This window comes from Pseudomonas sp. Irchel s3f19 (assembly GCF_900187555.1).
GTDB lineage: Bacteria > Pseudomonadota > Gammaproteobacteria > Pseudomonadales > Pseudomonadaceae > Aquipseudomonas > Aquipseudomonas capeferrum.
The window spans coordinates 194,406-215,447 of the sequence record NZ_FYDW01000009.1; the positions used below are offsets into that span (position 1 = coordinate 194,406).

The following is a 21,042-nucleotide window of genomic DNA, read 5'->3' on the forward strand; positions in this document are numbered from 1 at the left end:
GAATGTGTGCACACCCAAATCAAACGGGCGTATGAATTGAGCGTTTGTATGTCACACGGCTCGTTCATAGTCCCGACTAGCGCGCTGACGGGTGTGCCTGGGGCAGGGCCACATGGCCTGCCTGGGCAGCAGCGACCGGCGTGTACAGTTAGCTTCCATATCGTGGAGATCAGTTGATGATTTACGAAGGTAAAGCCATCACGGTTAAGGCTCTTGAAAGTGGCATCGTCGAACTCAAGTTCGACCTCAAGGGTGAGTCCGTCAACAAATTCAACCGCCTGACCCTGAACGAGCTTCGCCAAGCCGTCGATGCCATCAAGGCCGACGCTTCGGTCAAAGGCGTAATCGTCAGCAGTGGCAAGGACGTGTTCATCGTCGGCGCCGACATCACCGAGTTCGTCGACAACTTCAAGCTGCCCGAGGCCGAACTGGTCGCTGGCAACCTGGAAGCCAACCGCATCTTCAACGCCTTCGAAGACCTCGAAGTGCCGACCGTAGCCGCCATCAACGGCATCGCCCTGGGCGGCGGCCTGGAAATGTGCCTGGCGGCAGACTACCGGGTCATGTCCAGCAGCGCCAAGATTGGCCTGCCTGAAGTCAAACTGGGTATCTACCCAGGCTTTGGCGGTACTGTGCGCCTGCCACGCCTGATCGGCTCGGACAACGCTGTCGAGTGGATTGCGGCCGGCAAGGAAAACCGCGCCGAAGACGCCCTGAAAGTAGGCGCCGTCGATGCCGTGGTCGCCCCGGAGCTGCTGCAGGCTGGTGCCCTTGACCTGATCAAGCGCGCCATCAGTGGCGAGCTGGACTACAAGGCCAAGCGCCAGCCGAAACTGGAAAAACTCAAGCTCAATGCCATCGAGCAGATGATGGCGTTCGAGACGGCCAAGGGCTTCGTCGCCGGCCAGGCTGGGCCGAACTACCCAGCGCCGGTCGAAGCGATCAAGAGCATTCAGAAAGCCGCCAACTTCGGCCGTGACAAGGCCCTGGAAATCGAGGCCGCTGGCTTTGCCAAGCTGGCCAAGACCTCGGTTGCCGAGAGCCTGATCGGCCTGTTCCTGAATGACCAGGAGCTCAAGCGCAAGGCCAAGGCCCATGACGAAATCGCCCATGACGTGAAGCAGGCTGCCGTGCTCGGCGCCGGCATCATGGGTGGCGGTATCGCCTACCAGTCGGCGGTCAAGGGCACGCCGATTCTGATGAAGGACATCCGCGAGGACGCCATCCAGCTGGGCTTGAATGAAGCCTCCAAGCTGCTGGGCAATCGCGTCGAGAAGGGCCGCCTGACCCCGGCGAAGATGGCTGAAGCACTCAATGCCATCCGTCCGACCCTGTCCTACGGTGATTTCGCCAACGTCGATATCGTCGTCGAGGCCGTGGTCGAGAACCCTAAGGTCAAGCAAGCTGTGCTGGCAGAAGTCGAAGGCCAGGTGAAAGAGGATGCCATCCTCGCGTCCAACACCTCGACCATCTCCATCAACCTGCTGGCCCAGGCGCTCAAGCGCCCCGAGAACTTCGTCGGCATGCACTTCTTCAACCCGGTGCACATGATGCCGCTGGTCGAAGTGATTCGTGGCGAGAAGTCCAGTGATGTGGCGGTTGCCACCACCGTGGCCTACGCCAAGAAGATGGGCAAGAACCCGATCGTGGTCAACGACTGCCCGGGCTTTTTGGTCAACCGCGTGCTGTTCCCGTACTTCGGCGGCTTCGCCAAGCTGGTCAGTGCAGGGGTCGACTTCGTGCGCATCGACAAGGTCATGGAGCGCTTCGGCTGGCCCATGGGCCCTGCATACCTGATGGACGTGGTCGGCATCGACACCGGCCACCATGGCCGCGACGTCATGGCCGAGGGCTTCCCGGACCGCATGAAAGACGAGCGCCGCTCGGCGGTAGACGCCCTGTACGAGGCCAACCGCCTGGGCCAGAAGAACGGCAAAGGCTTCTACGCCTACGAGACCGACAAACGCGGCAAGCCGAAGAAGGTGTTCGATGCCGCCGTGCTCGACGTGCTCAAGCCGATCGTGTTCGAGCAACGTGAAGTCAGCGACGACGACATCATCAACTGGATGATGGTCCCGCTGTGCCTGGAGACCGTGCGCTGCCTGGAAGACGGCATTGTCGAGACCGCCGCCGAAGCTGACATGGGTCTGGTCTACGGCATCGGCTTCCCTCCGTTCCGCGGTGGTGCGCTGCGCTACATCGACTCGATTGGTGTCGCCGAATTCGTCGCCCTGGCCGATCAGTACGCCGACCTGGGGCCGCTGTACCACCCGACCGCGAAGCTGCGCGAAATGGCCAAGAGCGGCCAGCGTTTCTTCAACTGAGCGGCCAACGCAAGAGTAGAGCGAGAGATTTGATATGAGCCTCAATCCAAGAGACGTGGTGATTGTCGACTTCGGTCGCACACCAATGGGCCGCTCCAAGGGTGGCATGCACCGCAACACGCGCGCCGAAGACATGTCCGCGCACCTGATCACCAAGCTGCTGGAACGCAACGGCAAGGTCGACCCTAAAGAGGTCGAGGATGTGATCTGGGGCTGCGTCAACCAGACCCTGGAGCAGGGCTGGAACGTCGCCCGCATGGCCTCGCTGATGACCCCGATCCCGCATACGTCGGCGGCGCAGACCGTCAGCCGTCTGTGCGGGTCATCGATGAGTGCGTTGCACACCGCCGCCCAGGCAATCATGACTGGCAATGGCGATGTGTTCGTGGTCGGGGGTGTCGAGCACATGGGCCACGTCAGCATGATGCATGGCGTCGACCCCAACCCGCACCTGTCCTTGCATGCCGCCAAGGCTTCCGGAATGATGGGCCTGACGGCAGAGATGCTCGGCAAAATGCATGGCATCAGCCGCGAACAGCAAGATCTGTTCGGCCTGCGTTCGCACCAGCTCGCCCACAAGGCGACGGTCGAAGGCAAGTTCAAGGACGAGATCATCCCGATGCAGGGCTATGACGAGAACGGCTTCCTGAAGGTCTTCGATTTCGACGAGACCATTCGCCCGGAAACCACGCTCGAAGGGCTGGCGTCGCTCAAGCCTGCGTTCAACCCCAAAGGTGGCACCGTTACCGCCGGTACTTCGTCGCAGATTACCGACGGCGCTTCGTGCATGATCGTCATGTCTGGCCAGCGTGCCATGGACCTGGGTATCCAGCCATTGGCGGTGCTTCGCTCGATGGCCGTGGCCGGTGTCGACCCGGCGATCATGGGCTACGGCCCGGTGCCGGCGACCCAGAAAGCCCTCAAGCGCGCCGGCCTGACCATGGCCGATATCGACTTCATCGAGCTCAACGAAGCCTTCGCTGCACAGGCCCTGCCAGTGCTCAAAGATTTGAAAGTGCTCGACAAGATGGATGAGAAGGTTAACCTGCACGGCGGCGCCATTGCTTTGGGCCACCCGTTCGGTTGCTCTGGGGCACGGATTTCCGGCACCCTGCTCAACGTCATGAAGCAGAATGGCGGTACTCTGGGGGTCGCTACCATGTGCGTCGGCCTCGGCCAGGGCATCACCACTGTCTTCGAACGCGTCTGATCGCGTTGCGGGACAGCAGCCGGGGCCATGTGCCCCGGTTTTTGTTTTTTACAAGATTTGTTCAAGAGGGTGAGTAGCATGCAGATACAGCCAGGCGTATACCGGCACTACAAGGGGCCTGAGTACCGTGTCTTCAGTGTTGCGCAGCACTCCGAGAGCGAAGAGTGGATGGTGTTCTACCAATGCCTGTATGGTGATTACGGGTTCTGGGTACGCCCCCTTTCGATGTTCCAGGAGTCCGTCGAGGTTGACGGCGAGCAGGTGCCACGCTTTGCTTTGATCAAGGCCGAAGAGGGGCTGCCAGGGTTGCTTGGCAAGTCGCACGTGTGAACGACCGCGCTTGACCTCACTCTTTTGCCACTATATATAGCGGTGCCGCGTCTGGCACCTGACGCGTTTTTCATCTTTCAGATTCAGGAATACTCCGATCCATGGGCAAATCGCTGGTCATTGTGGAATCCCCGGCCAAGGCCAAGACCATCAACAAGTACCTGGGCAACCAGTACGTGGTGAAGTCGAGTATCGGCCATATCCGAGACCTCCCCACCAGCGGTTCGGCCAGCGCTAGCAAAGAGCCGGCCGCCAAGCGTGGCAAGGCTGCGGGTGAGGCGCCGGCCCTTTCGCCGAAAGAAAAGGCACGCCGCCAACTGGTGGCGCGCATGGGTGTCGACCCCGATCACGGCTGGAAGGCCAAGTACGAGATCCTGCCTGGCAAGGAAAAGGTGATCGAAGAACTGCGCCGCCTGGCCAAGGACGCCGACACCATCTATCTCGCAACCGACTTGGACCGCGAAGGGGAGGCCATCGCATGGCACCTGCGCGAAGCCATCGGTGGTGACGACAGCCGCTACAAGCGCGTGGTGTTCAACGAAATTACCAAGAAGGCCATCCAGGAGGCCTTCTCGCAACCGGGCGAGCTGGACATCGACCGCGTCAATGCCCAGCAGGCGCGACGCTTCCTCGATCGCGTGGTGGGCTACATGGTTTCGCCGCTGTTGTGGGCCAAGATTGCCCGTGGCTTGTCGGCCGGCCGGGTCCAGTCGGTAGCGGTGAAGCTGGTGGTCGAGCGCGAACGCGAGATCCGCGCCTTCATCCCCGAAGAGTACTGGGAGATCCACGCCGACCTCGGCACCGCCAAGAACGCCAAGGTGCGTTTCGAAGTGGCGCGCGAGAAGGGCGAGGCTTTCAAGCCGCTGAATGAAGCACAGACCATGGCTGCACTGGAGAAGCTCAAGGCTTCCAGCTACAGCGTGGTCAAGCGTGAAGACCGCCCGACCAGCAGCAAGCCGTCGGCGCCGTTCATTACCTCCACCTTGCAGCAGGCGGCGAGCAACCGCCTGGGCTTCGGGGTGAAGAAAACCATGATGATGGCCCAGCGTCTGTACGAAGCCGGCTACATCACTTACATGCGTACCGACTCGACCAACCTGTCGGCTGATGCCCTGGACATGGCGCGTGGCTACATCGAGCGCGAGTTCGGCAAGCAGTACCTGCCGGAAAACCCGCTGGTGTATAGCAGCAAGGAAGGGGCTCAGGAGGCGCACGAAGCGATTCGTCCTTCCGACGTCAACACCCACCCGACCAAGCTCAGTGGCATGGAGCGCGACGCAGAGCGCCTGTACGAGTTGATCTGGCGCCAGTTCCTGGCCTGCCAGATGCCGCCGGCGCAGTACCTGTCCACCAGCGTCACTGTAGCCGCTGGCGACTTCGAGCTGCGTGCCAAGGGCCGTATCCTCAAGTTCGACGGTTACACCCGTGTGCTGCCGCAACAGAGCAAGCCTGGCGAAGACGACGTACTGCCGGAGATGGTCCAGGGTGAAGCGCTCAAGCTGATCCAGATCGACCCGAGCCAGCACTTCACCAAGCCACCGGCGCGGTTCACCGAAGCGAGCCTGGTCAAGGAAATGGAAAAGCGCGGCATCGGCCGCCCGTCGACCTACGCCGCGATCATCTCGACCATCCAGGACCGTGGCTATGTGACCCTGCACAACCGCCGCTTCTACTCCGAGAAGATGGGCGACATCGTCACCGAGCGCCTGTCCGAGAGCTTCGCCAACCTGATGGACTATGGCTTCACCGCCGGCATGGAAGAAAACCTCGACGACGTGGCCCAGGGCGAGCGTGACTGGAAGAACGTGCTCGACGAGTTCTACGGCGACTTCAGCAAAAAACTGCAGACAGCCGAGTCGGCCGAAAACGGCATGCGTGCCAACCAGCCGACCATGACCAACATTGCCTGCAAGGAATGTGGTCGCCCAATGATGATTCGCACCGCCTCGACGGGCGTGTTCCTTGGCTGCTCGGGCTACACCCTGCCGCCCAAGGAGCGTTGCAAGGCAACCGTCAACCTGGTGCCGGGTGACGAAATTGCAGCGGACGATGAAGGCGAGTCGGAATCCCGTGTTCTCTTGGGCAAGCACCGCTGCCCGATCTGCGCCACGGCGATGGACGCTTACCTGCTGGACGAGAAGCACAAGCTGCACATCTGCGGTAACAACCCGGACTGTGTGGGCTACGAGATCGAAGAGGGTAGCTACCGCATCAAGGGCTATGAAGGGCCGAGCCTGGAGTGCGACAAGTGTGGCAGCGAGATGCAGCTCAAGACCGGCCGCTTCGGCAAGTTCTTCGGTTGCACCAACCCTGCGTGCAAGAACACCCGTAAGCTGCTCAAGAGCGGTGAGGCGGCGCCACCGAAGATGGACAAGGTGGACATGCCGGAGCTCAAGTGCGAGAAGGTCGATGACACCTACGTGTTGCGTGACGGTGCTTCGGGGTTGTTCCTGGCGGCCAGTCAGTTCCCGAAAAACCGCGAGACACGTGCACCACTGGTGTTGGAGATCGTCCCGCACAAGCATGAGATCGATCCGAAGTACCACTTCCTCTGCGATGCACCGCAGAAAGACCCGGAAGGGCGTCCAGCGGTAATTCGCTACAGCCGCAAGACCAAGGAGCAGTATGTGCAGTCCGAGGTCGATGGCAAGCCGACCGGCTGGAAGGCGTTCTACGACGGTAATGCGTGGAAGGTTGAAGACAAACGCTGATTGGCGTTGAACTGGGGGCCGCTTTGCGGCCCCCAGTCATTTCAGGGACATTCAGCTTGCGGCCGGGCAGGGCTTGCCGGAAACTGGCTGCAATCGTTCTGCATCTCAGGGGAGGGCATTGAAATGGCCCAGGAACTCTACACCCGCACCAATCAGAAGCTGTTCTTCGCAGGCCTCGCACTCGAGTCCATGGCCAAGGCCGAACAGGGCCAGGCAATGAACGCCCCGGGCCTGGTCCAGGCCGAACGCGAATCGGCACTGTTCCACCTGTACGGTGCTCTGCTGGGGCTGTGCCATGAGATCGGCGGTTTCTACCGCTTGCCGGCAGGGGCTAATGTCGAGCAGCTGCTGGCTGGCGATGCTTTCAATGAGATTGCTATCCCGGAGGTGGCCGAGCTGCTGGAATTGTCCCGCCAGCGGGAAACCTGGCTGGCGCAAATGCTCAGTGCTTATGCCGATCTGTTCCGACCACCGGTCGCGAAAAAAACGCCTAAAACCGATGTCACCCAGCCGTTGATCCAGGCCGTCAATCTCGATGAGCCCGAGCAACCCGCGCTGTCGCGTGAAGAATTGGAAAGCTGGCGCAGCAACCTCAAAAGCTTGGTGAGACGTTTCCGTGACGCGTTGAGTGAGTGCTGATAGCCGCTGCGGCTGGTACAATGCTGGCCTTTCGTGGAGAACAGCCTTTTATGTCTACGTCTTTTCTGGAAATTGTCGAGTTGCCTGATGGCCGGATCGAACTGCGTCGTGCGGAGGATGAGGGCTCTCTGGTAACCCTGGATTTCTCGGAAGACGCCAAGGTGTTCCTGCAGGGTCAGCATGTGGAAGTGGCCAAGGCCATGCTCAGTGTGGGCGTGCAGATGGCAGGTCGCCTGATGGACGGCGAGCTCGAACGCGAAGAAGGCCCTCGCGTTCTGCATTGATCGGCGTGCAGGGTATCAGCGGTTTCTGAGTGACAGGCAAAGCCTGAACATCAGCCGAGGCGGATGTTCAGGCTTTGTGCGTTTCCGGCACTGGCTGAGCGAAGCAGCAGTTGACGCGCGCTGGCATTGACGCTGCCAAGCCAGCTGACCACGGTGTGGCTGCGGCCCAGGCGCAGCGCTTCGCAAGTGAGTTGCAGTGGGCTCTGATTGCCACGAGGGTGCAGCAGCAGGATGCGTTCGCGGTTGAGGCCGGCATCGCGCAACCAGGCCTGGGTCAGGCTTGCGGGTGGGGCGATCAGGGTCAACCAGCGGGCATCGTCCTCTTCGCTCAGTTCGCGCAGCACCGGGGCCAACAGGCTCTGGCAGTGCCCGGCAGCGCCGCGCAGCGACAGCTCGCTGAACAGATCGGGCTGGCTGATCTTGCGCGCCTGCTCACTGGCTTTCAGGCCGGGCAGGATGGGCTGGGCTAGAAATGCTTCGAACAGTGGCAACTGGGCTTGCTCGGGTGCGTGAATGAACTGCTGCATGGCGCCTCCTGGATCAGCGGCGTATGACGCCGACGCTCAAGCCCTCGATCACCAGTTCCTGTTCTTTCAGGTCGACTTCGATGGGGGCGAATTCGGGGTTTTCGGCAAGCAGCCAGACCTTGGTGCCTTCGCGCTTGAAGCGCTTGACGGTCACCTCGTCACCGATGCGGGCGACGACGATCTGGCCATTGCGGGCTTCGCGGCAGGTGTGCACTGCCAGCAGGTCGCCGTCGAAGATGCCGACATCCTTCATGCTCATGCCGTGTACGCGAAGCAGATAGTCGGCGTGAGGGTGGAAGAAGCTCGGGTTGATGTTGCAAGATTGCTCGATGTGCTGCTCGGCGAGGATCGGTGCGCCGGCTGCGACCCGGCCAATGATCGGCAGGCCGTTCTCTTCGGCCTTGGTTTCAAGGCCCGGGATACGGATGCCGCGGGATGCGCCCGGGGTCATCTCGATGGCGCCTTTGCGGGCAAGGGCCTTGAGGTGCTCTTCGGCGGCGTTGGGCGATTTGAAGCCCAGCTCCTGAGCGATTTCAGCGCGCGTCGGAGGGAAACCGTTGTCTTCAAGGCAACGTTTGATGAACGCGAGAATTTCGGCTTGGCGTGGCGTCAGTTTCAACATGGTGAGCGCTCTGTCTTTTTATACAGTGACTGGGATTATATACAGTACTGGATGAGCTGCAAGCGCCAAGCAGCAACAAAAAGTGCCGCGCGGGCCAACTTGTCGCTTGCAGCGTGTAAAGGGGCGCTTTTAAATGGCGACCGCCCGGTCACCGAGCCTTGACAGAAGCAGGACTGAAACGTATGTTTCAAACACCTGTTTGTCTGGCGGAATAATCATGGCCCAATCGGAAACCGTTGAACGCATTCTCGATGCTGCCGAGCAGTTGTTCGCGGAAAGAGGGTTTGCAGAAACGTCGTTGCGGCTGATTACCAGCAAGGCCGGGGTGAACCTGGCAGCGGTCAACTATCACTTCGGTTCCAAGAAGGCCCTGATCCAGGCGGTGTTCTCGCGCTTCCTTGGGCCGTTCTGTGCCAGCCTCGAGCGTGAGCTGGAGCGTCGTCAGGCGCGCCCGGAGCAAAAGCCCAGCCTCGAAGAGCTGTTGGAAATGCTCGTCGAGCAGGCCCTGGCCGTGCAGCCGCGCAGCAATAACGACCTGTCCATCTTCATGCGCCTGTTGGGGCTGGCTTTCAGTCAGAGCCAGGGGCACTTGCGCCGCTACCTGGAAGACATGTACGGCAAGGTGTTCCGCCGCTACATGCTGCTGGTCAACGAGGCTGCACCACGGGTGCCGCCGCTGGAGCTGTTCTGGCGCGTGCATTTCATGCTCGGCGCCGCCGCGTTCAGCATGTCCGGCATCAAGGCCCTGCGTGCCATCGCCGAGACCGATTTCGGCATCAATACCTCGATCGAACAGGTCATGCGCCTGATGGTGCCATTCCTGGCTGCGGGCATGCGCGCCGACAGCGGGGTTACCGACGAAGCGATGGCAGCGGCCCAGCTGCGCCCACGCAGCAAGACCAGCACCAGCGCCACCACCGCCAAGGCCTGAAGGCTGGGCGGGGCAGGGCGCTTCGGCTAAGCTAGCGCCCATGCCCGATCTCGATTTTTTGCACATATCCCTTGCCGACCAGTGCCTCTATGGGTTCACCCAGGGGCGGCTGTGCGTGCGCATGGTGGTTTCTACGGCGCGCAACGGCGCTGGCGAGCGCAACGGTTCGGGCTGCACCCCGCGCGGGCTGCATCAGGTGCGGGCAAAAATTGGCGCGGGCCTGCCGCTGAACGCAGTGTTGCGCGGGCGGCGCTGGACCGGCGAAGTCTGGTCGCCCGAGCTGCAGGCGCAGTTCCCCGGGCGTGACTGGGTGCTCACCCGCATACTCTGGCTCAGTGGCTGCGAGCCGGGCGTCAACCGCCTGGGTGCGGTCGACACGTTCCGGCGCTATATCTACCTGCATGGCACCCCGCTGAGCGAACCTTTGGGCGTGCCGCTGTCCCATGGCTGCATTCGCCTGCACAACACCGATTTGCTTGCCCTGTTCGACCGGGTGCCGGCCCATTGCCGCGTGCGCATCGAACAGGCGGCTTGCCCCCAGTGGGCTTCTTTAAGTCTTCAATGAAGGATTTCCCATGACCGTCAGCCTGCAAGGCTCCCTGATGGTGGACATCGCCGGTAAATGGCTGACCGCCGAAGACCGTCACCTGCTGCGCCAGCCTGAAGTGGCCGGCTTGATCATTTTTGCCCGCAACATCGACAGCCCGCGCCAGGTGCGCGAACTGTGTGCGTCGATCCGCGCGATTCGCCCTGAGTTGATCCTGGCGGTCGACCAGGAGGGTGGTCGGGTACAGCGGCTGCGCCAAGGTTTCGTGCGCCTGCCGGCCATGCGTGCGCTGGCCGACAACGACAACGCCGAGTACCTGGCGGAACAATGCGGCTGGTTGATGGCCACCGAGGTGTTGGCTGTAGGCCTGGACCTGAGCTTTGCGCCGGTGCTGGACCTGGATCACCAGCGCAGCGCCGTGGTCGGCAGCCGCGCCTTCGAAGGTAACCCGCAGCGTGCCACGCAGTTGGCGGCGGCCTTTATCCGTGGCATGAACGCTGCGGGCATGGCGGCCTGTGGCAAGCATTTCCCGGGGCATGGTTGGGCCGAGGCCGATTCCCATGTGGCCATCCCCACTGACGAGCGCAGCCTTGAGCAGTTGCGCCAGGCGGACCTGGTGCCGTTCACCCGGCTCAGCGGGCAACTGGCGGCGGTAATGCCGGCGCACGTGATCTATCCGCAGGTCGACAACCAGCCGGCGGGCTTCTCGCGGCGTTGGTTGCAGGACATCCTGCGGGGCGAGTTGGGCTTTGACGGGGTGATCTTCAGTGACGACCTGTCCATGGCCGGTGCGCACGTGGTCGGGGATGCCGCCAACCGGATCGAGGCGGCCTTGAGCGCCGGTTGCGACATGGGCCTGGTGTGCAATGACCGGGCGGCGGCGGAGCTGGCATTGAGTGCGGCGCAGCGGCTCAAGGTCAAGCCTTCGCCGCGCATTGCGCGGATGCAGGGGCAGGGCTTTGCGCGTACCGATTATCGCCAGCAGCCGCGTTGGCTGGAGGCGTTGGGGGCCTTGAAAGAGGCGCAGTTGATCGACTGAGTTTGGCCAAGAGGCGCATGTCTTGAGGCTTGAGGTGTATTGGAGATCGAGCGCCGCCCGCGCGGCGCTCGATTCTGAAGGCGCCGTAAACCCCAAGCGGACGCCGTAAGCTCAGCGCCCGCGCTTGCCAGGCAGCGGCGCGAACAGCGCTTCGATCTCCTCATCCCCCAGCCGCCACTGCCCTGCCTGCCCACCATCGAGCAGGCTCGCGGCCAGTGCCGCCTTCTCCTGTTGCAACAACTGGATTTTCTCTTCCACGGTGCCGCGGGTGATCAGCTTGAACACGAACACCGGCTTGTCCTGGCCAATGCGGTAAGCGCGGTCGGTGGCCTGGTTCTCGCTTGCCGGGTTCCACCAGGGGTCGAAGTGGATCACCGTGTCTGCAGCCGTCAGGTTCAGCCCGGTGCCACCTGCCTTGAGGCTGATCAGAAACACCTCGCTGTCCCCCTGCTGGAATGCCTGCACCGGTGTGCGGCGGTCACGGGTGTCGCCGGTCAGCAGGCTGTAACGGACTTTGCGCTTCTGCAGTTCCTGCTCGATCAGTGCCAGCATCGAGGTGAACTGGGAGAACAACAATACCCGGCGGCCTTCACTGAGCAGCTCTTCGAGCATTTCCAGAAGCGCCCCGAGCTTGCCCTTGTCGGCCTGGTTGCCCTTGGTTTCAACGCCCTTCACCAGGCGCAGGTCGCAGCACACCTGGCGCAATTTGAGCAGGGCGTCGAGGATGATGATCTGGCTACGCGAGGCGCCATTGCGGGCGATCTCGTCGCGGACCTTCTTGTCCATGGCTACGCGCACGGCTTCGTAGGTGTCGCGCTGGGCATCGCTGAGCTCGACCCAGTGGACCATTTCGGTCTTGGCAGGCAGCTCGGTGGCTACCTGCTCCTTGGTTCGGCGCAGCAGGAACGGGCGGATGCGGCTGGCCAGGTGGGCCAGGCGCTCGGTATCGCCATGGCGTTCGATCGGGGTCCGGTAGGCCTGGTTGAAGTGCTTGAGGTCGCCCAGCCAGCCAGGCATCAGGAAGTGGAAGATCGACCACAACTCGCCGAGGTTGTTTTCCATGGGCGTGCCGGTCAGGCACAGGCGTTGTTCGGCCTGCAATTCGCAGACGGCGAGGGCCGCCTTGCTGGTGCTGCTTTTGATGTTTTGCGCCTCGTCGAGCACCAGCAGGTGCCAAGGCTGCGCGCGCAGGTGTTCGAGATCGCGGGGTACCAGGGCGTAGGTGGTCAGGACCAGGTCGTAGTCGTGCAGCGCGGCAAAATGCTTGCTGCGCCCCGGGCCGTGTAACGCCAGCACGCGCAGGTCGGGGGCGAAGCGTTGGGCTTCGTCGAGCCAGTTCGGTACCAGGCTGGTCGGCATCACAGCCAGGGCCGGGGCGGTCAGGCGCCCGGACTGTTTTTCCAGCAGCAGGTGCGCCAGGGCCTGCAGGGTCTTGCCCAGGCCCATGTCATCGCCGAGGATGCCGCCGGTACCCATTTCGCGCAGGGCCTGCAACCAGTTCAGGCCTTGTTGCTGATAGGGGCGCAGGGTGGCGTTCAGCTGCGTGGGCGGCGCGACCTGCAGGTCGCGCGCATCGCGCAGGCGCTTGCCCAAATCGCGCACATGCGCACCACCTTCCCAGTGCAACGGCAGGTGATCGAGTTCGTTCAGGCGCGCGGCATCTGCACGGTCCAGGCGCAGCGAGGGGCCTGCGGCGTGTTCATGCAGGTACAGTTCGCCAAGGGTGCCCATGACGGCCTTGATGCGGCCGTAGGGCAGGGCGACGCGCAACGCAGGGCTGTCGAGGCGGCCGCGGTTGAGGTCGATCAGCAGGTGTTCGTCATCGCTGCGCCGGGCCAGTTCGGTGGCGCGCAGCAGCTCCGGGTTGCTGCGCAGCAACTGCAGCACGATCGGCAGCAGGCTGTGGCGCTGGCCATCGACCACGATGCCCAGCTCCAGGTCGAACCATTCATGGCCGGGGGCTTCGTCGATGTTGGCGTACCAGTCGTCCACCTCTTGCAGGTTGAAGGCAAAATCACGGTGGATATCGATCACCCAGCCGTCTTCACGCAGGCGCGCCAAGTCGTTGCGGGCAAAGTGCAGCCAGGCCTCGTCATCCGGCAACTGGTGCATCTCACCGGCGCTGTCGGGCAGGGCTTTGCTCTGCCGGGTGGCGGCCTTGAAGCCCAGGTCGCGCAAGGCTTTGCGCAGTGCCTGCTCGGCTTTGGGCTGGCGGCGAATGCGCTGGCTGGTGGCATCGACCAGGCGGGTCAGTGGCTTGTCGTCGTTGCCACTGGTGCGCAGGCCATCGTAGTCGAACGACAGCGCGGCGCGGTGCTGCATCTGGCGCTGCATGCGGCCGGTCTTGGGCATGTAGGCGCTGAATTCGAGGCTGCCCAAGGTCAGGTGAGGGCGCGGCTGGATGTCATCGATCTGTTCGCTGCGCACGGTTGTGGGGGTCGGCACCTGCCGGTTCAGCGCATTCAAGCGATGGCTCAACGGAATGATCAGGTGCTCGGGAACCGTGGGGGCGCTCGCCAACTGACTGGCAATGAACGGGTCAAGGTCATGCAGCAGCTTGCCGGTCTGCCCGTTCTGGGTGTCCACGTAATAGAGTGGGTCGAGCGGCAGTGCCAACCGGTGGGCATGTTCATCATGGTGCCAGGCGCCGCGATAGCTACCGTTGTCCAGTCGCACCCAGCGAAATTCGGCAGGCAGGTCCGGGCCTTGGGCCAGTGGAGCCTGTTGTTCGTCGTACAGCAAGCGGCCGGTGGCCAGCGCATACTCATAGAGTTCGGCGCCCTTTTTGCCTTCCAGTCGCGCAATCGGCAGGCTGTAATCCTTGCCGAGGGCATCGATCAGCCGGAGTGCGCGCAAGTCCTCATCGGTCACGTATTTGGGCGTGTAGTAGATGAGCTCGGGCATCGAACTGGGGCGGCCCAGCTTCAAGGTGCCATCGGCCTGCCGGGTGCCTTTGAAAACGCTGAGCATGCATTGGCCATGGTTGTTGCTCACCACGTAGTAGAGTGCGGGGCCTTTTCGCTTGGCAGGCTCCGCAGTGGGTGCTGCTGGTAGTTCCAGCGCCTCCACCCAGTGCGCGAGTTCGGGGGGCAGTTCAAGGGATTGCTGCGCTGACTGCGTGGCAGCAAGGGGCTGGTCTGGCGCGCCTTCGATAAAGTCCGGGCCACGTTCCAGCACATAGAGCGCCGCCGCGCAGTGTTTGCAATTGTCACCGACCGGGCACGAGCACGTTCCCTCGCATTCAAGGCCGTCCTCGGTCATGTCCAGTTCGATGCGTTGGTGGTATTCGCGGCCGCCGGAACCCGCACATTGAGCGCGGATGGTCAGGTCGAGGATCGATACGATCTTGCTCCTGCCATCCTCGGCATAATCCAGGCCGCGCTGCAGGGTTTTGCGGTCAAACGTGAACGTCCACCCGTCATGCTCGCGGACGAAGAACTGCGCATCGCTCTCGCTCACATCACTGCTCCATCATCTCCGGGTCAAGCGCCGGCAGTTTGCGCATCCCGGCCGGGGTCACCTTCAGCAGCACCGCCAGGTGCCCGCCGTCGAGGAAGGTCAGCTGGCCGGCCTTGACGTTGCTGTTGCTCTGCTTGAATTGCTCGCTGCGCAGCACGCTACCGTTGCTGTCGAGCTGGTTGACCCAGAAGTTGGCCTGCACGGCAATGAAGCGGCCTTCGGCGATGCTCAGGTTGCCTTCGATGGGGAAGTGGCCGAACTGCTCTTCACCCTCGCTCAGGGCGATGCGGCTGGGCTCGCTGCCGGCCTGCTGCTGCCAGGCCTTGTGCATGAGCACGGTGTAGTCGGCGGTGGCCTGCAGGCGGGTGACCTCGTCCTCCAGGCCCAGCGGGCGCTCGGCCGCCTTGTCCAGGGGGTTGCCGTCGGCGCGCCAGTTTTCGGGCGCGAACGGGCTGGTGAAGGCGGGCACGCTGTTTTGCCGCACCAGGATCATTTCTACCTGATACACCCCTTCGGCGAAGGCTGTTGGCGCGAACAGCGCCAGCAGCAGGGTCAGGCAACGGATGGCACGCATGGATCTTCCTTAGGCAGGCTGTGGGGTCAGGCGCTCGAACAGCGCCTCAAGGGTGTTGAAACGTTCGTCGGGGCGCTCCATCGGGACCAGGAAGCGGAACTGGGTGGCGCCTTCGAATTTGTAGCGTTTGGGCTGGCCCTGGATCAGCTTGATCAAGGTCAGCGGGTCGACCGGTGTTTCGGCCTCGAACTCGAGTTTGCCGCCGTTGGGGCCGGCATCGACTTTCTTGATGCCGAGCTTTTCCGCCTGCAGTTTGAGTGAGGTCAGGCGCATCAGGTTCTTGGTCGGCTCGGGCAGCAGGCCGAAGCGGTCGATCATCTCGACCTGCAGGTCCTTGAGGCCCTCTTCGTCGGCCGCCGAGGCGATGCGCTTGTAGAGGATCAGCCGTGCATGCACATCGGGCAGGTAGTCTTCGGGGATCAGCGCTGGCAGGCGCAGGTTGATCTCTGGGCCGCCACCGAGCGGTTGCTCCAGGTTCGGCTGGTTGCCCTTGCGGATCGCCTTGACGGCGCGTTCGAGCATTTCCATGTAGAGGGTGAAGCCCACGGCCTGGATCTGCCCGCTCTGGCCTTCGCCAAGCAGTTCGCCGGCGCCGCGGATTTCCAGGTCGTTGGTGGCCAGAACAAAACCGGCCCCCAGGTCCTGGGTATTGGCGATGGCTTCCAGGCGTTTCTCGGCGTCGCTGCTGACCTTCTGCCGTGCCGGGGTCAGCAGGTAGGCGTAGGCCTGGTGGTGGCTGCGCCCGACCCGGCCGCGCAACTGGTGCAGCTGGGCCAGGCCGAACTTGTCGGCACGCTCGATGACGATGGTGTTGGCGCTGGGCACGTCGATGCCGGTCTCGATGATGGTCGAGGCGATCAGCACGTTGAAGCGCTTGTGGTAGAAGTCGCTCATCACCTGTTCCAGCTCGCGCTCGCGCATCTGCCCGTGGCCGATGCCGATGCGTGCTTCCGGCACCAGTTCGGCGAGGTCTGCGGCGCATTTTTCGATGGTTTTCACATCGTTGTGCAGGTAATACACCTGGCCGCCGCGCAGCAGTTCACGCAGCAGTGCTTCTTTGACCGTGCTGTTGTTGTGCTCCATGACGAAGGTGCGCACCGACAGGCGTCGCGCCGGCGGCGTGGCGATAATCGACAGATCGCGCATGCCGGCCACGGCCATGTTCAGGGTGCGTGGAATCGGCGTGGCGGTCAGGGTGAGGATGTCCACCTCGCTGCGCAGCGCCTTGAGCTGTTCCTTCTGGCGTACGCCAAAGCGGTGCTCTTCGTCGATCACCACCAGGCCCAGGTCCTTGAAGCGGACATCGTCCTGCAGCAGCTTGTGGGTGCCGATGAGGATGTCGATCTTGCCCTCGGCAAGGTCTGCCGCAGCGCTGGCCACTTCCTTGGCCGACTTGAAGCGGCTCATCACTTCGACGGTTACCGGCCAGTCGGCGAAGCGGTCGCGGAAGCTGTTGTAGTGCTGTTGGGCGAGCAGGGTAGTAGGCACCAGTACCGCCACCTGGCGGCCGCTGTGCACGGCGATGAAGGCCGCACGCATGGCCACTTCGGTCTTGCCGAAGCCCACGTCGCCACACACCAGGCGGTCCATCGGCTTGGCCGCGAGCATGTCGGCGCGCACGGCTTCGATGGCGTTTTGCTGGTCGGGGGTTTCCTCGAAGGGGAAGCCGGCACTGAAGGTGGCGTAGTCGGCGGCCGGGTCGGCGAAGGCATAGCCTTTGCGGGCGGCGCGGCGGGCGTAGATGTCGAGCAGTTCGGCAGCGACATCGCGCACCTGTTCGGCGGCCTTGCGCTTGGCCTTCTGCCAGGCCTCGGAGCCGAGCCGGTGCAGCGGCGCCAAGGCGTCGTCGCTGCCGGTGTAGCGGGCAATCAGGTGCAGGTTGGCCACCGGCACGTAAAGCTTGGCGTTCTCGGCGTATTCCAGGGTGAGGAACTCAGCGGCTTGGCCGTCGATCTCCAGGGTCGCCAGGCCCAGGTAGCGGCCCACGCCATGGTCGATGTGCACCACCGGCGCGCCTTCGCGCAGCTCGGTGAGGTTCTTGATCACGGCATCGTTGGCGGCTTCGCCACGTTTGTCGCGGCGCCGGCGCTGCATCACGCGCTGGCCGAACAACGGGCTCTCGGCCACCAGGGCGATGGCCGGGTCGTCCAGCACCAGGCCCTCGTCAAGCGGCGCGACGGTGATCGCCAGGCGCTCGGAGCCGGTGATGAAGTCGGTCCAGCCTTCGACGGTGTGTGGGCGCAGCTTGAGGCGCTCGAGCAGTTCCAGCAGTACTTCGCGACGGCCCGCCGATTCTGCGGTGAACAGTACCCGCCCGGGGAACTGGTCGAGGAACCCGGCCAGCGCGGCCAGCGGCTGATTAGCCTTGGCCTCGATGGCAAGGTCCGGCAGGGCGCGTGCCGGGAAGCGCTCACGGCCGACGCCAGGGTCGACGTCTTCGGCGCTGACCACCACCCGCGGCCATTGCTTGAGCTGGGCGAAACAGTCTTCGACCGGCAGGAACAGTTCGGCAGGCGGCAGCAATGGCCGGCTCAGGTCGCCACGGCGGTCTTCGTAGCGCCCGCGCACGTCGTTCCAGAAGTGCTCGGCCGCCTGCTCGACACCGGGCAGGGAAAACACCTGGGTATCGCTGGGCAGGTAGTCGAACAGGGTCGAGGTTTCTTCGAAGAACAGCGGCAAGTAGTACTCGATGCCGGCCGGGATGATGCCGCTGGCCAGGTCCTGGAAGATCGCGCTGCGCCGGAAGTCGACGTCGAAGCGCTCCCGGAAGCGGGCCTTGAAGCGGGTCACTTCCTCTTTCTGCATCGGGAACTCGCGCGCCGGCAGCAGGCGCACCGAGTCGACCTTGTCGATCGAGCGCTGGGTCTCGGGGTCGAAGGTGCGCAGCGTTTCGATCTCGTCATCGAACAGGTCGATGCGGTAGGGCAATTTGCTGCCCATGGGGTACAGGTCGATGAGGGCGCCGCGCACGGCGAACTCGCCATGCTCGTACACCGTGTCGACGCAGCGGTAGCCGCTGGCTTCGAGGCGCGTGCGCATCTGCTCGACGTCGATGGTCTGGCCGATGTCCAGCACCAGGCTGCTGCCCAGCAGGAAGCGGGTCGGCGCGAGGCGATGCAGGGCGGTGGTGATCGGCACCACCAGGATGCCGTGGCTCAGCTCCGGCAGCCGGTACAGGCTGGCAATACGCTGGGAGATGATGTCCTGGTGTGGCGAGAACAGGTCGTAGGGCAGGGTTTCCCAATCGGGGAAGGGCAGCACCGGCAGGTCTGGGGCAAAGAAGCGCAGCTCCTGTTCCAGACGGTCGGCGGCCTGGCTGTCTGCCGTCAGCAGCAGGGTAAAGCGGCCAGCGCTGCTGGCGGCTTCGGCAATGGCAAGGCTGAGGGCGGCACCGGGCAGGTTGCCCCAGGTTTGTTTGCCGGCCGTGGCCGACAGTTGCGGTAGGCGCAGAACTGACACGGGAGATTGCACTCCAAGCGTTGCGGCAAAGAGACCGATTGTACCGGTGCCGGTGCCCGCTGTCAGGCTCCAAAGGCCATGAACACTGGCTCTGGCTGCCGCGACAGGCGCTCATTGCCCGTTCCGCGTTGGGGCGTCATAATGTAGCCCCTTTTTTCTGTCCCTACATGTGGAAGGTTCCCGTGACTCAGAAGCCCGACCAGTGTCTTGGTGAGTGGATTGATCGTGAAGCGTTGGCTGAAGCGATGATCCCGCTTATCGGTCAGCTCTACCGCAACAACAACGTGGTGAGCTCGATTTATGGCCGCAGCCTGATCAACCGTTCGGTTATCTCGATCCTCAAAGCACACCGCTTTGCGCGTCATCGTCAGGCCGACGAGACCGAACTGTCTGTCCACGAGACGTTCCCCCTGCTCAAGGCCATGAGCGAGCTGAAACTGGGCGCCGCTTCGGTCGACCTGGGCAAGCTGGCCAACAAGTTCAAGCTAGAAGGCAACGGCCGCAGCGCCGAGCAGTTCGTGCGTGAAGAACTGGCCGACGTGGTTGGCCAGCAGAACGCTTCGGCGCGTAAAGGCACCGACGTCGTGCTGTACGGTTTCGGCCGTATCGGCCGCCTGCTGGCGCGCATCCTGATCGAGAAGACCGGTGGTGGCGATGGCCTGCGTCTGCGTGCCATCGTCGTGCGCAAAGGCGCCGAGAACGACCTGGTCAAGCGTGCCAGCCTGCTGCGCCGTGACTCGGTGCACGGCCCGTTCGATGGCACCATCACCATCGACGAAGCCAACAACACCATCACCGCCAACGGCAACCTGATCCAGGTTATCTACGCCAAGAGCCCGAGCGAAGTCGACTACACCCAGTACGGTATCGACAACGCGCTGATCGTCGACAACACCGGCGTATGGCGTGATGCCGACGGCCTGGGCCAGCACCTGGCCTGCCCGGGCGCTGCCCGCGTGATCCTCACCGCACCTGGCAAGGGCGCGCTGAAGAACATCGTGCACGGCATCAACCACGGCGAAATCGCTGCTGATGACAAGATCATCTCGGCCGCCTCCTGCACCACCAACGCCATCGTGCCGGTGCTGAAGGCTGTCAACGACCAGTACGGCATCATCAATGGTCACGTCGAAACCGTTCACTCGTTCACCAACGACCAGAACCTGATCGACAACTTCCACAAGGGCAGCCGCCGTGGCCGCGCCGCGCCGCTGAACATGGTCATCACCGAGACCGGTGCCGCCACTGCTGCCGCCAAGGCGCTGCCAGTGCTCAAAGGCAAGCTGACCGGCAACGCCATTCGCGTGCCGACGCCGAACGTCTCGATGGCCATCCTGAACCTGAACCTGGAAAAGGCCACCACCCGCGAAGAGATCAACGAGTACCTGCGCCAGACGGCCATGCACTCGGACCTGCACAAGCAGATCGACTACGTCAGCTCGCAGGAAGTGGTTTCCACCGACTTCGTCGGTTCGCGCCACGCCGGTGTGGTTGATGCCGAAGCCACCATCTGCAATGACAACCGCGTTGTGCTGTACGTCTGGTACGACAACGAATTCGGTTACAGCTGCCAGGTGGTTCGCGTGATGGAAGACATGGCCGGTGTGAACCCGCCAGCGTTTCCGCGCTGATTCGCTTGTAAGGCAATGAAAAAACGGGAACCTTCGGGTTCCCGTTTTTTTGTCCTGACTATTGTGTTGTCCGGGCTGCCTCTTCGCGGGGCAAGCCCGCTCCTACAGGATGGACTGCCCCCAAGAAGTTGGACAAAAAATCCAACCCTTGGGGGGACCGATGGGAAAATACACAGAGCAGTTCAAACTCACAGCCATCTCAGCCTACCTAGATGGTAGCGATGGCTTCCGAAAAGTAGCCCAGCGTTTCGGTATCGACGTCAGTCTGCTGCGCCGGTGGGTCTCCAGCTATCAGAGCAAGTCCAGCCTTAGTCCGCGCTCGCACGGGCAGCGCTATGACGACGACTTCAAGCGCCAAGTGCTGAGCCACATGCACGAGCATCGTCTCTCTCTTCGCCAAACCGCTGCGCATTTTGGCCTCGGCCAGTCCTCGCAGATAGGCAACTGGCAGCGGCAGTACTACAGTGGTAGCCCTGTAGCCCCTGTCATCCGCCAGAAAAAGCCGATTAAAGTGTTGAAGAAGATTAAACCAGCAAAGCCCACAGATACCGACGATTCGCAAAAGCCCAGAGACCAGCTGATGGCTGAGCTTGAGTATCTGCGCATGGAGAACGCTGTCCTAAAGGAGCTCAAGGCTCTGCGCGAGGAAAAGGAACGAATACCGGCGAAAAAGTCCTGATCGTTTCCAAACTCAAACGTAGATTCCCTTTGCCTGACCTGCTGCGGCTGATCGGACTGGCTCGCAGCACTTTTTA

General features: G+C 62.7%; 16 protein-coding genes. 11 read left to right on the top strand and 5 right to left on the bottom strand.

What is annotated here, in order from left to right; translation table 11 throughout:
* Positions 1 to 176: 176 nt before the first annotated feature.
* From fadB to CKW22_RS20245, 6 genes are all read left to right on the top strand, one after another.
* A complete protein-coding gene (gene fadB, locus CKW22_RS20220; protein WP_095064903.1) occupies positions 177 to 2,324 on the top strand; it encodes a fatty acid oxidation complex subunit alpha FadB in 2,148 nt (715 codons plus the stop codon).
* A gap of 34 nt (positions 2,325 to 2,358) precedes the next feature.
* Entirely contained in the window at positions 2,359 to 3,534 is a 1,176-nt protein-coding gene (fadA, locus tag CKW22_RS20225) for an acetyl-CoA C-acyltransferase FadA (protein WP_033700424.1), read from the top strand.
* A 78-nt stretch (positions 3,535 to 3,612) separates the two neighbouring features.
* On the top strand, positions 3,613 to 3,864 hold the full coding sequence (locus CKW22_RS20230) for a DUF1653 domain-containing protein (protein WP_095064905.1): 252 nt from the start codon (positions 3,613 to 3,615) through the stop codon (positions 3,862 to 3,864).
* Positions 3,865 to 3,965: 101 nt separating this feature from the next.
* Positions 3,966 to 6,575 (top strand): type I DNA topoisomerase, encoded by a 2,610-nt coding sequence (topA, locus tag CKW22_RS20235; RefSeq protein ID WP_033700418.1) that lies wholly within the window; start codon positions 3,966 to 3,968, stop codon positions 6,573 to 6,575.
* Between the two features lie 123 nt (positions 6,576 to 6,698).
* Complete coding sequence (locus CKW22_RS20240) at positions 6,699 to 7,214, top strand: DUF6586 family protein (protein ID WP_095064907.1); 516 nt, start codon at positions 6,699 to 6,701, stop codon at positions 7,212 to 7,214.
* Between the two features lie 50 nt (positions 7,215 to 7,264).
* Positions 7,265 to 7,498: a hypothetical protein gene (locus CKW22_RS20245; RefSeq protein WP_028632474.1), complete on the top strand. Its 234-nt coding sequence runs from the start codon at positions 7,265 to 7,267 to the stop codon at positions 7,496 to 7,498.
* 50 nt (positions 7,499 to 7,548) lie between these two features.
* Here CKW22_RS20245 and sulA read toward each other — a convergent pair whose 3' ends face one another.
* Together sulA and lexA are read right to left on the bottom strand one after the other, a co-directional pair.
* Positions 7,549 to 8,025, bottom strand: coding sequence for an SOS-induced cell division inhibitor SulA (sulA, locus tag CKW22_RS20250; protein WP_033700413.1), 477 nt, complete (start codon positions 8,023 to 8,025; stop codon positions 7,549 to 7,551).
* 13 nt (positions 8,026 to 8,038) lie between these two features.
* Positions 8,039 to 8,647 carry a transcriptional repressor LexA gene (gene lexA / locus CKW22_RS20255; protein WP_033700412.1) on the bottom strand — a complete coding sequence of 203 codons (609 nt, stop codon included), beginning with the start codon at positions 8,645 to 8,647 and terminating at the stop codon, positions 8,039 to 8,041.
* Between the two features lie 217 nt (positions 8,648 to 8,864).
* On the opposite strand from lexA, the gene CKW22_RS20260 reads away from it, so the two are divergent.
* The 3 genes from CKW22_RS20260 to nagZ are packed head-to-tail and all read left to right on the top strand — an operon-like array spanning position 8,865 to position 11,164.
* Positions 8,865 to 9,578, top strand: coding sequence for a TetR/AcrR family transcriptional regulator (locus CKW22_RS20260; RefSeq protein ID WP_033700410.1), 714 nt, complete (start codon positions 8,865 to 8,867; stop codon positions 9,576 to 9,578).
* A gap of 40 nt (positions 9,579 to 9,618) precedes the next feature.
* A complete protein-coding gene (locus tag CKW22_RS20265; protein WP_033700407.1) occupies positions 9,619 to 10,143 on the top strand; it encodes a L,D-transpeptidase in 525 nt (174 codons plus the stop codon).
* 22 nt (positions 10,144 to 10,165) lie between these two features.
* Positions 10,166 to 11,164 carry a beta-N-acetylhexosaminidase gene (gene nagZ / locus CKW22_RS20270; RefSeq protein ID WP_177326498.1) on the top strand — a complete coding sequence of 333 codons (999 nt, stop codon included), beginning with the start codon at positions 10,166 to 10,168 and terminating at the stop codon, positions 11,162 to 11,164.
* Positions 11,165 to 11,275: 111 nt separating this feature from the next.
* Here the strand turns inward: nagZ and CKW22_RS20275 are convergent, their stop codons facing one another.
* The 3 genes from CKW22_RS20275 to mfd are packed head-to-tail and all read right to left on the bottom strand — an operon-like array spanning position 11,276 to position 18,656.
* A complete protein-coding gene (locus tag CKW22_RS20275) occupies positions 11,276 to 14,623 on the bottom strand; it encodes a DEAD/DEAH box helicase (protein ID WP_084213350.1) in 3,348 nt (1,115 codons plus the stop codon).
* A 1-nt stretch (position 14,624) separates the two neighbouring features.
* Positions 14,625 to 15,197, bottom strand: coding sequence for a CsiV family protein (locus tag CKW22_RS20280; protein WP_033700403.1), 573 nt, complete (start codon positions 15,195 to 15,197; stop codon positions 14,625 to 14,627).
* A gap of 9 nt (positions 15,198 to 15,206) precedes the next feature.
* Positions 15,207 to 18,656, bottom strand: a complete 3,450-nt coding sequence (gene mfd, locus CKW22_RS20285; RefSeq protein ID WP_033700401.1) for a transcription-repair coupling factor — start codon at positions 18,654 to 18,656, stop codon at positions 15,207 to 15,209.
* A 167-nt stretch (positions 18,657 to 18,823) separates the two neighbouring features.
* Here mfd and CKW22_RS20290 point away from each other — a divergent pair, with 167 nt between their 5' ends.
* Positions 18,824 to 20,287: a glyceraldehyde-3-phosphate dehydrogenase gene (locus tag CKW22_RS20290; protein WP_033700399.1), complete on the top strand. Its 1,464-nt coding sequence runs from the start codon at positions 18,824 to 18,826 to the stop codon at positions 20,285 to 20,287.
* Positions 20,288 to 20,447: 160 nt separating this feature from the next.
* A complete protein-coding gene (locus tag CKW22_RS20295; RefSeq protein ID WP_033698080.1) occupies positions 20,448 to 20,966 on the top strand; it encodes an IS3 family transposase in 519 nt (172 codons plus the stop codon).
* The last annotated feature ends 76 nt before the right edge of the window (positions 20,967 to 21,042 follow it).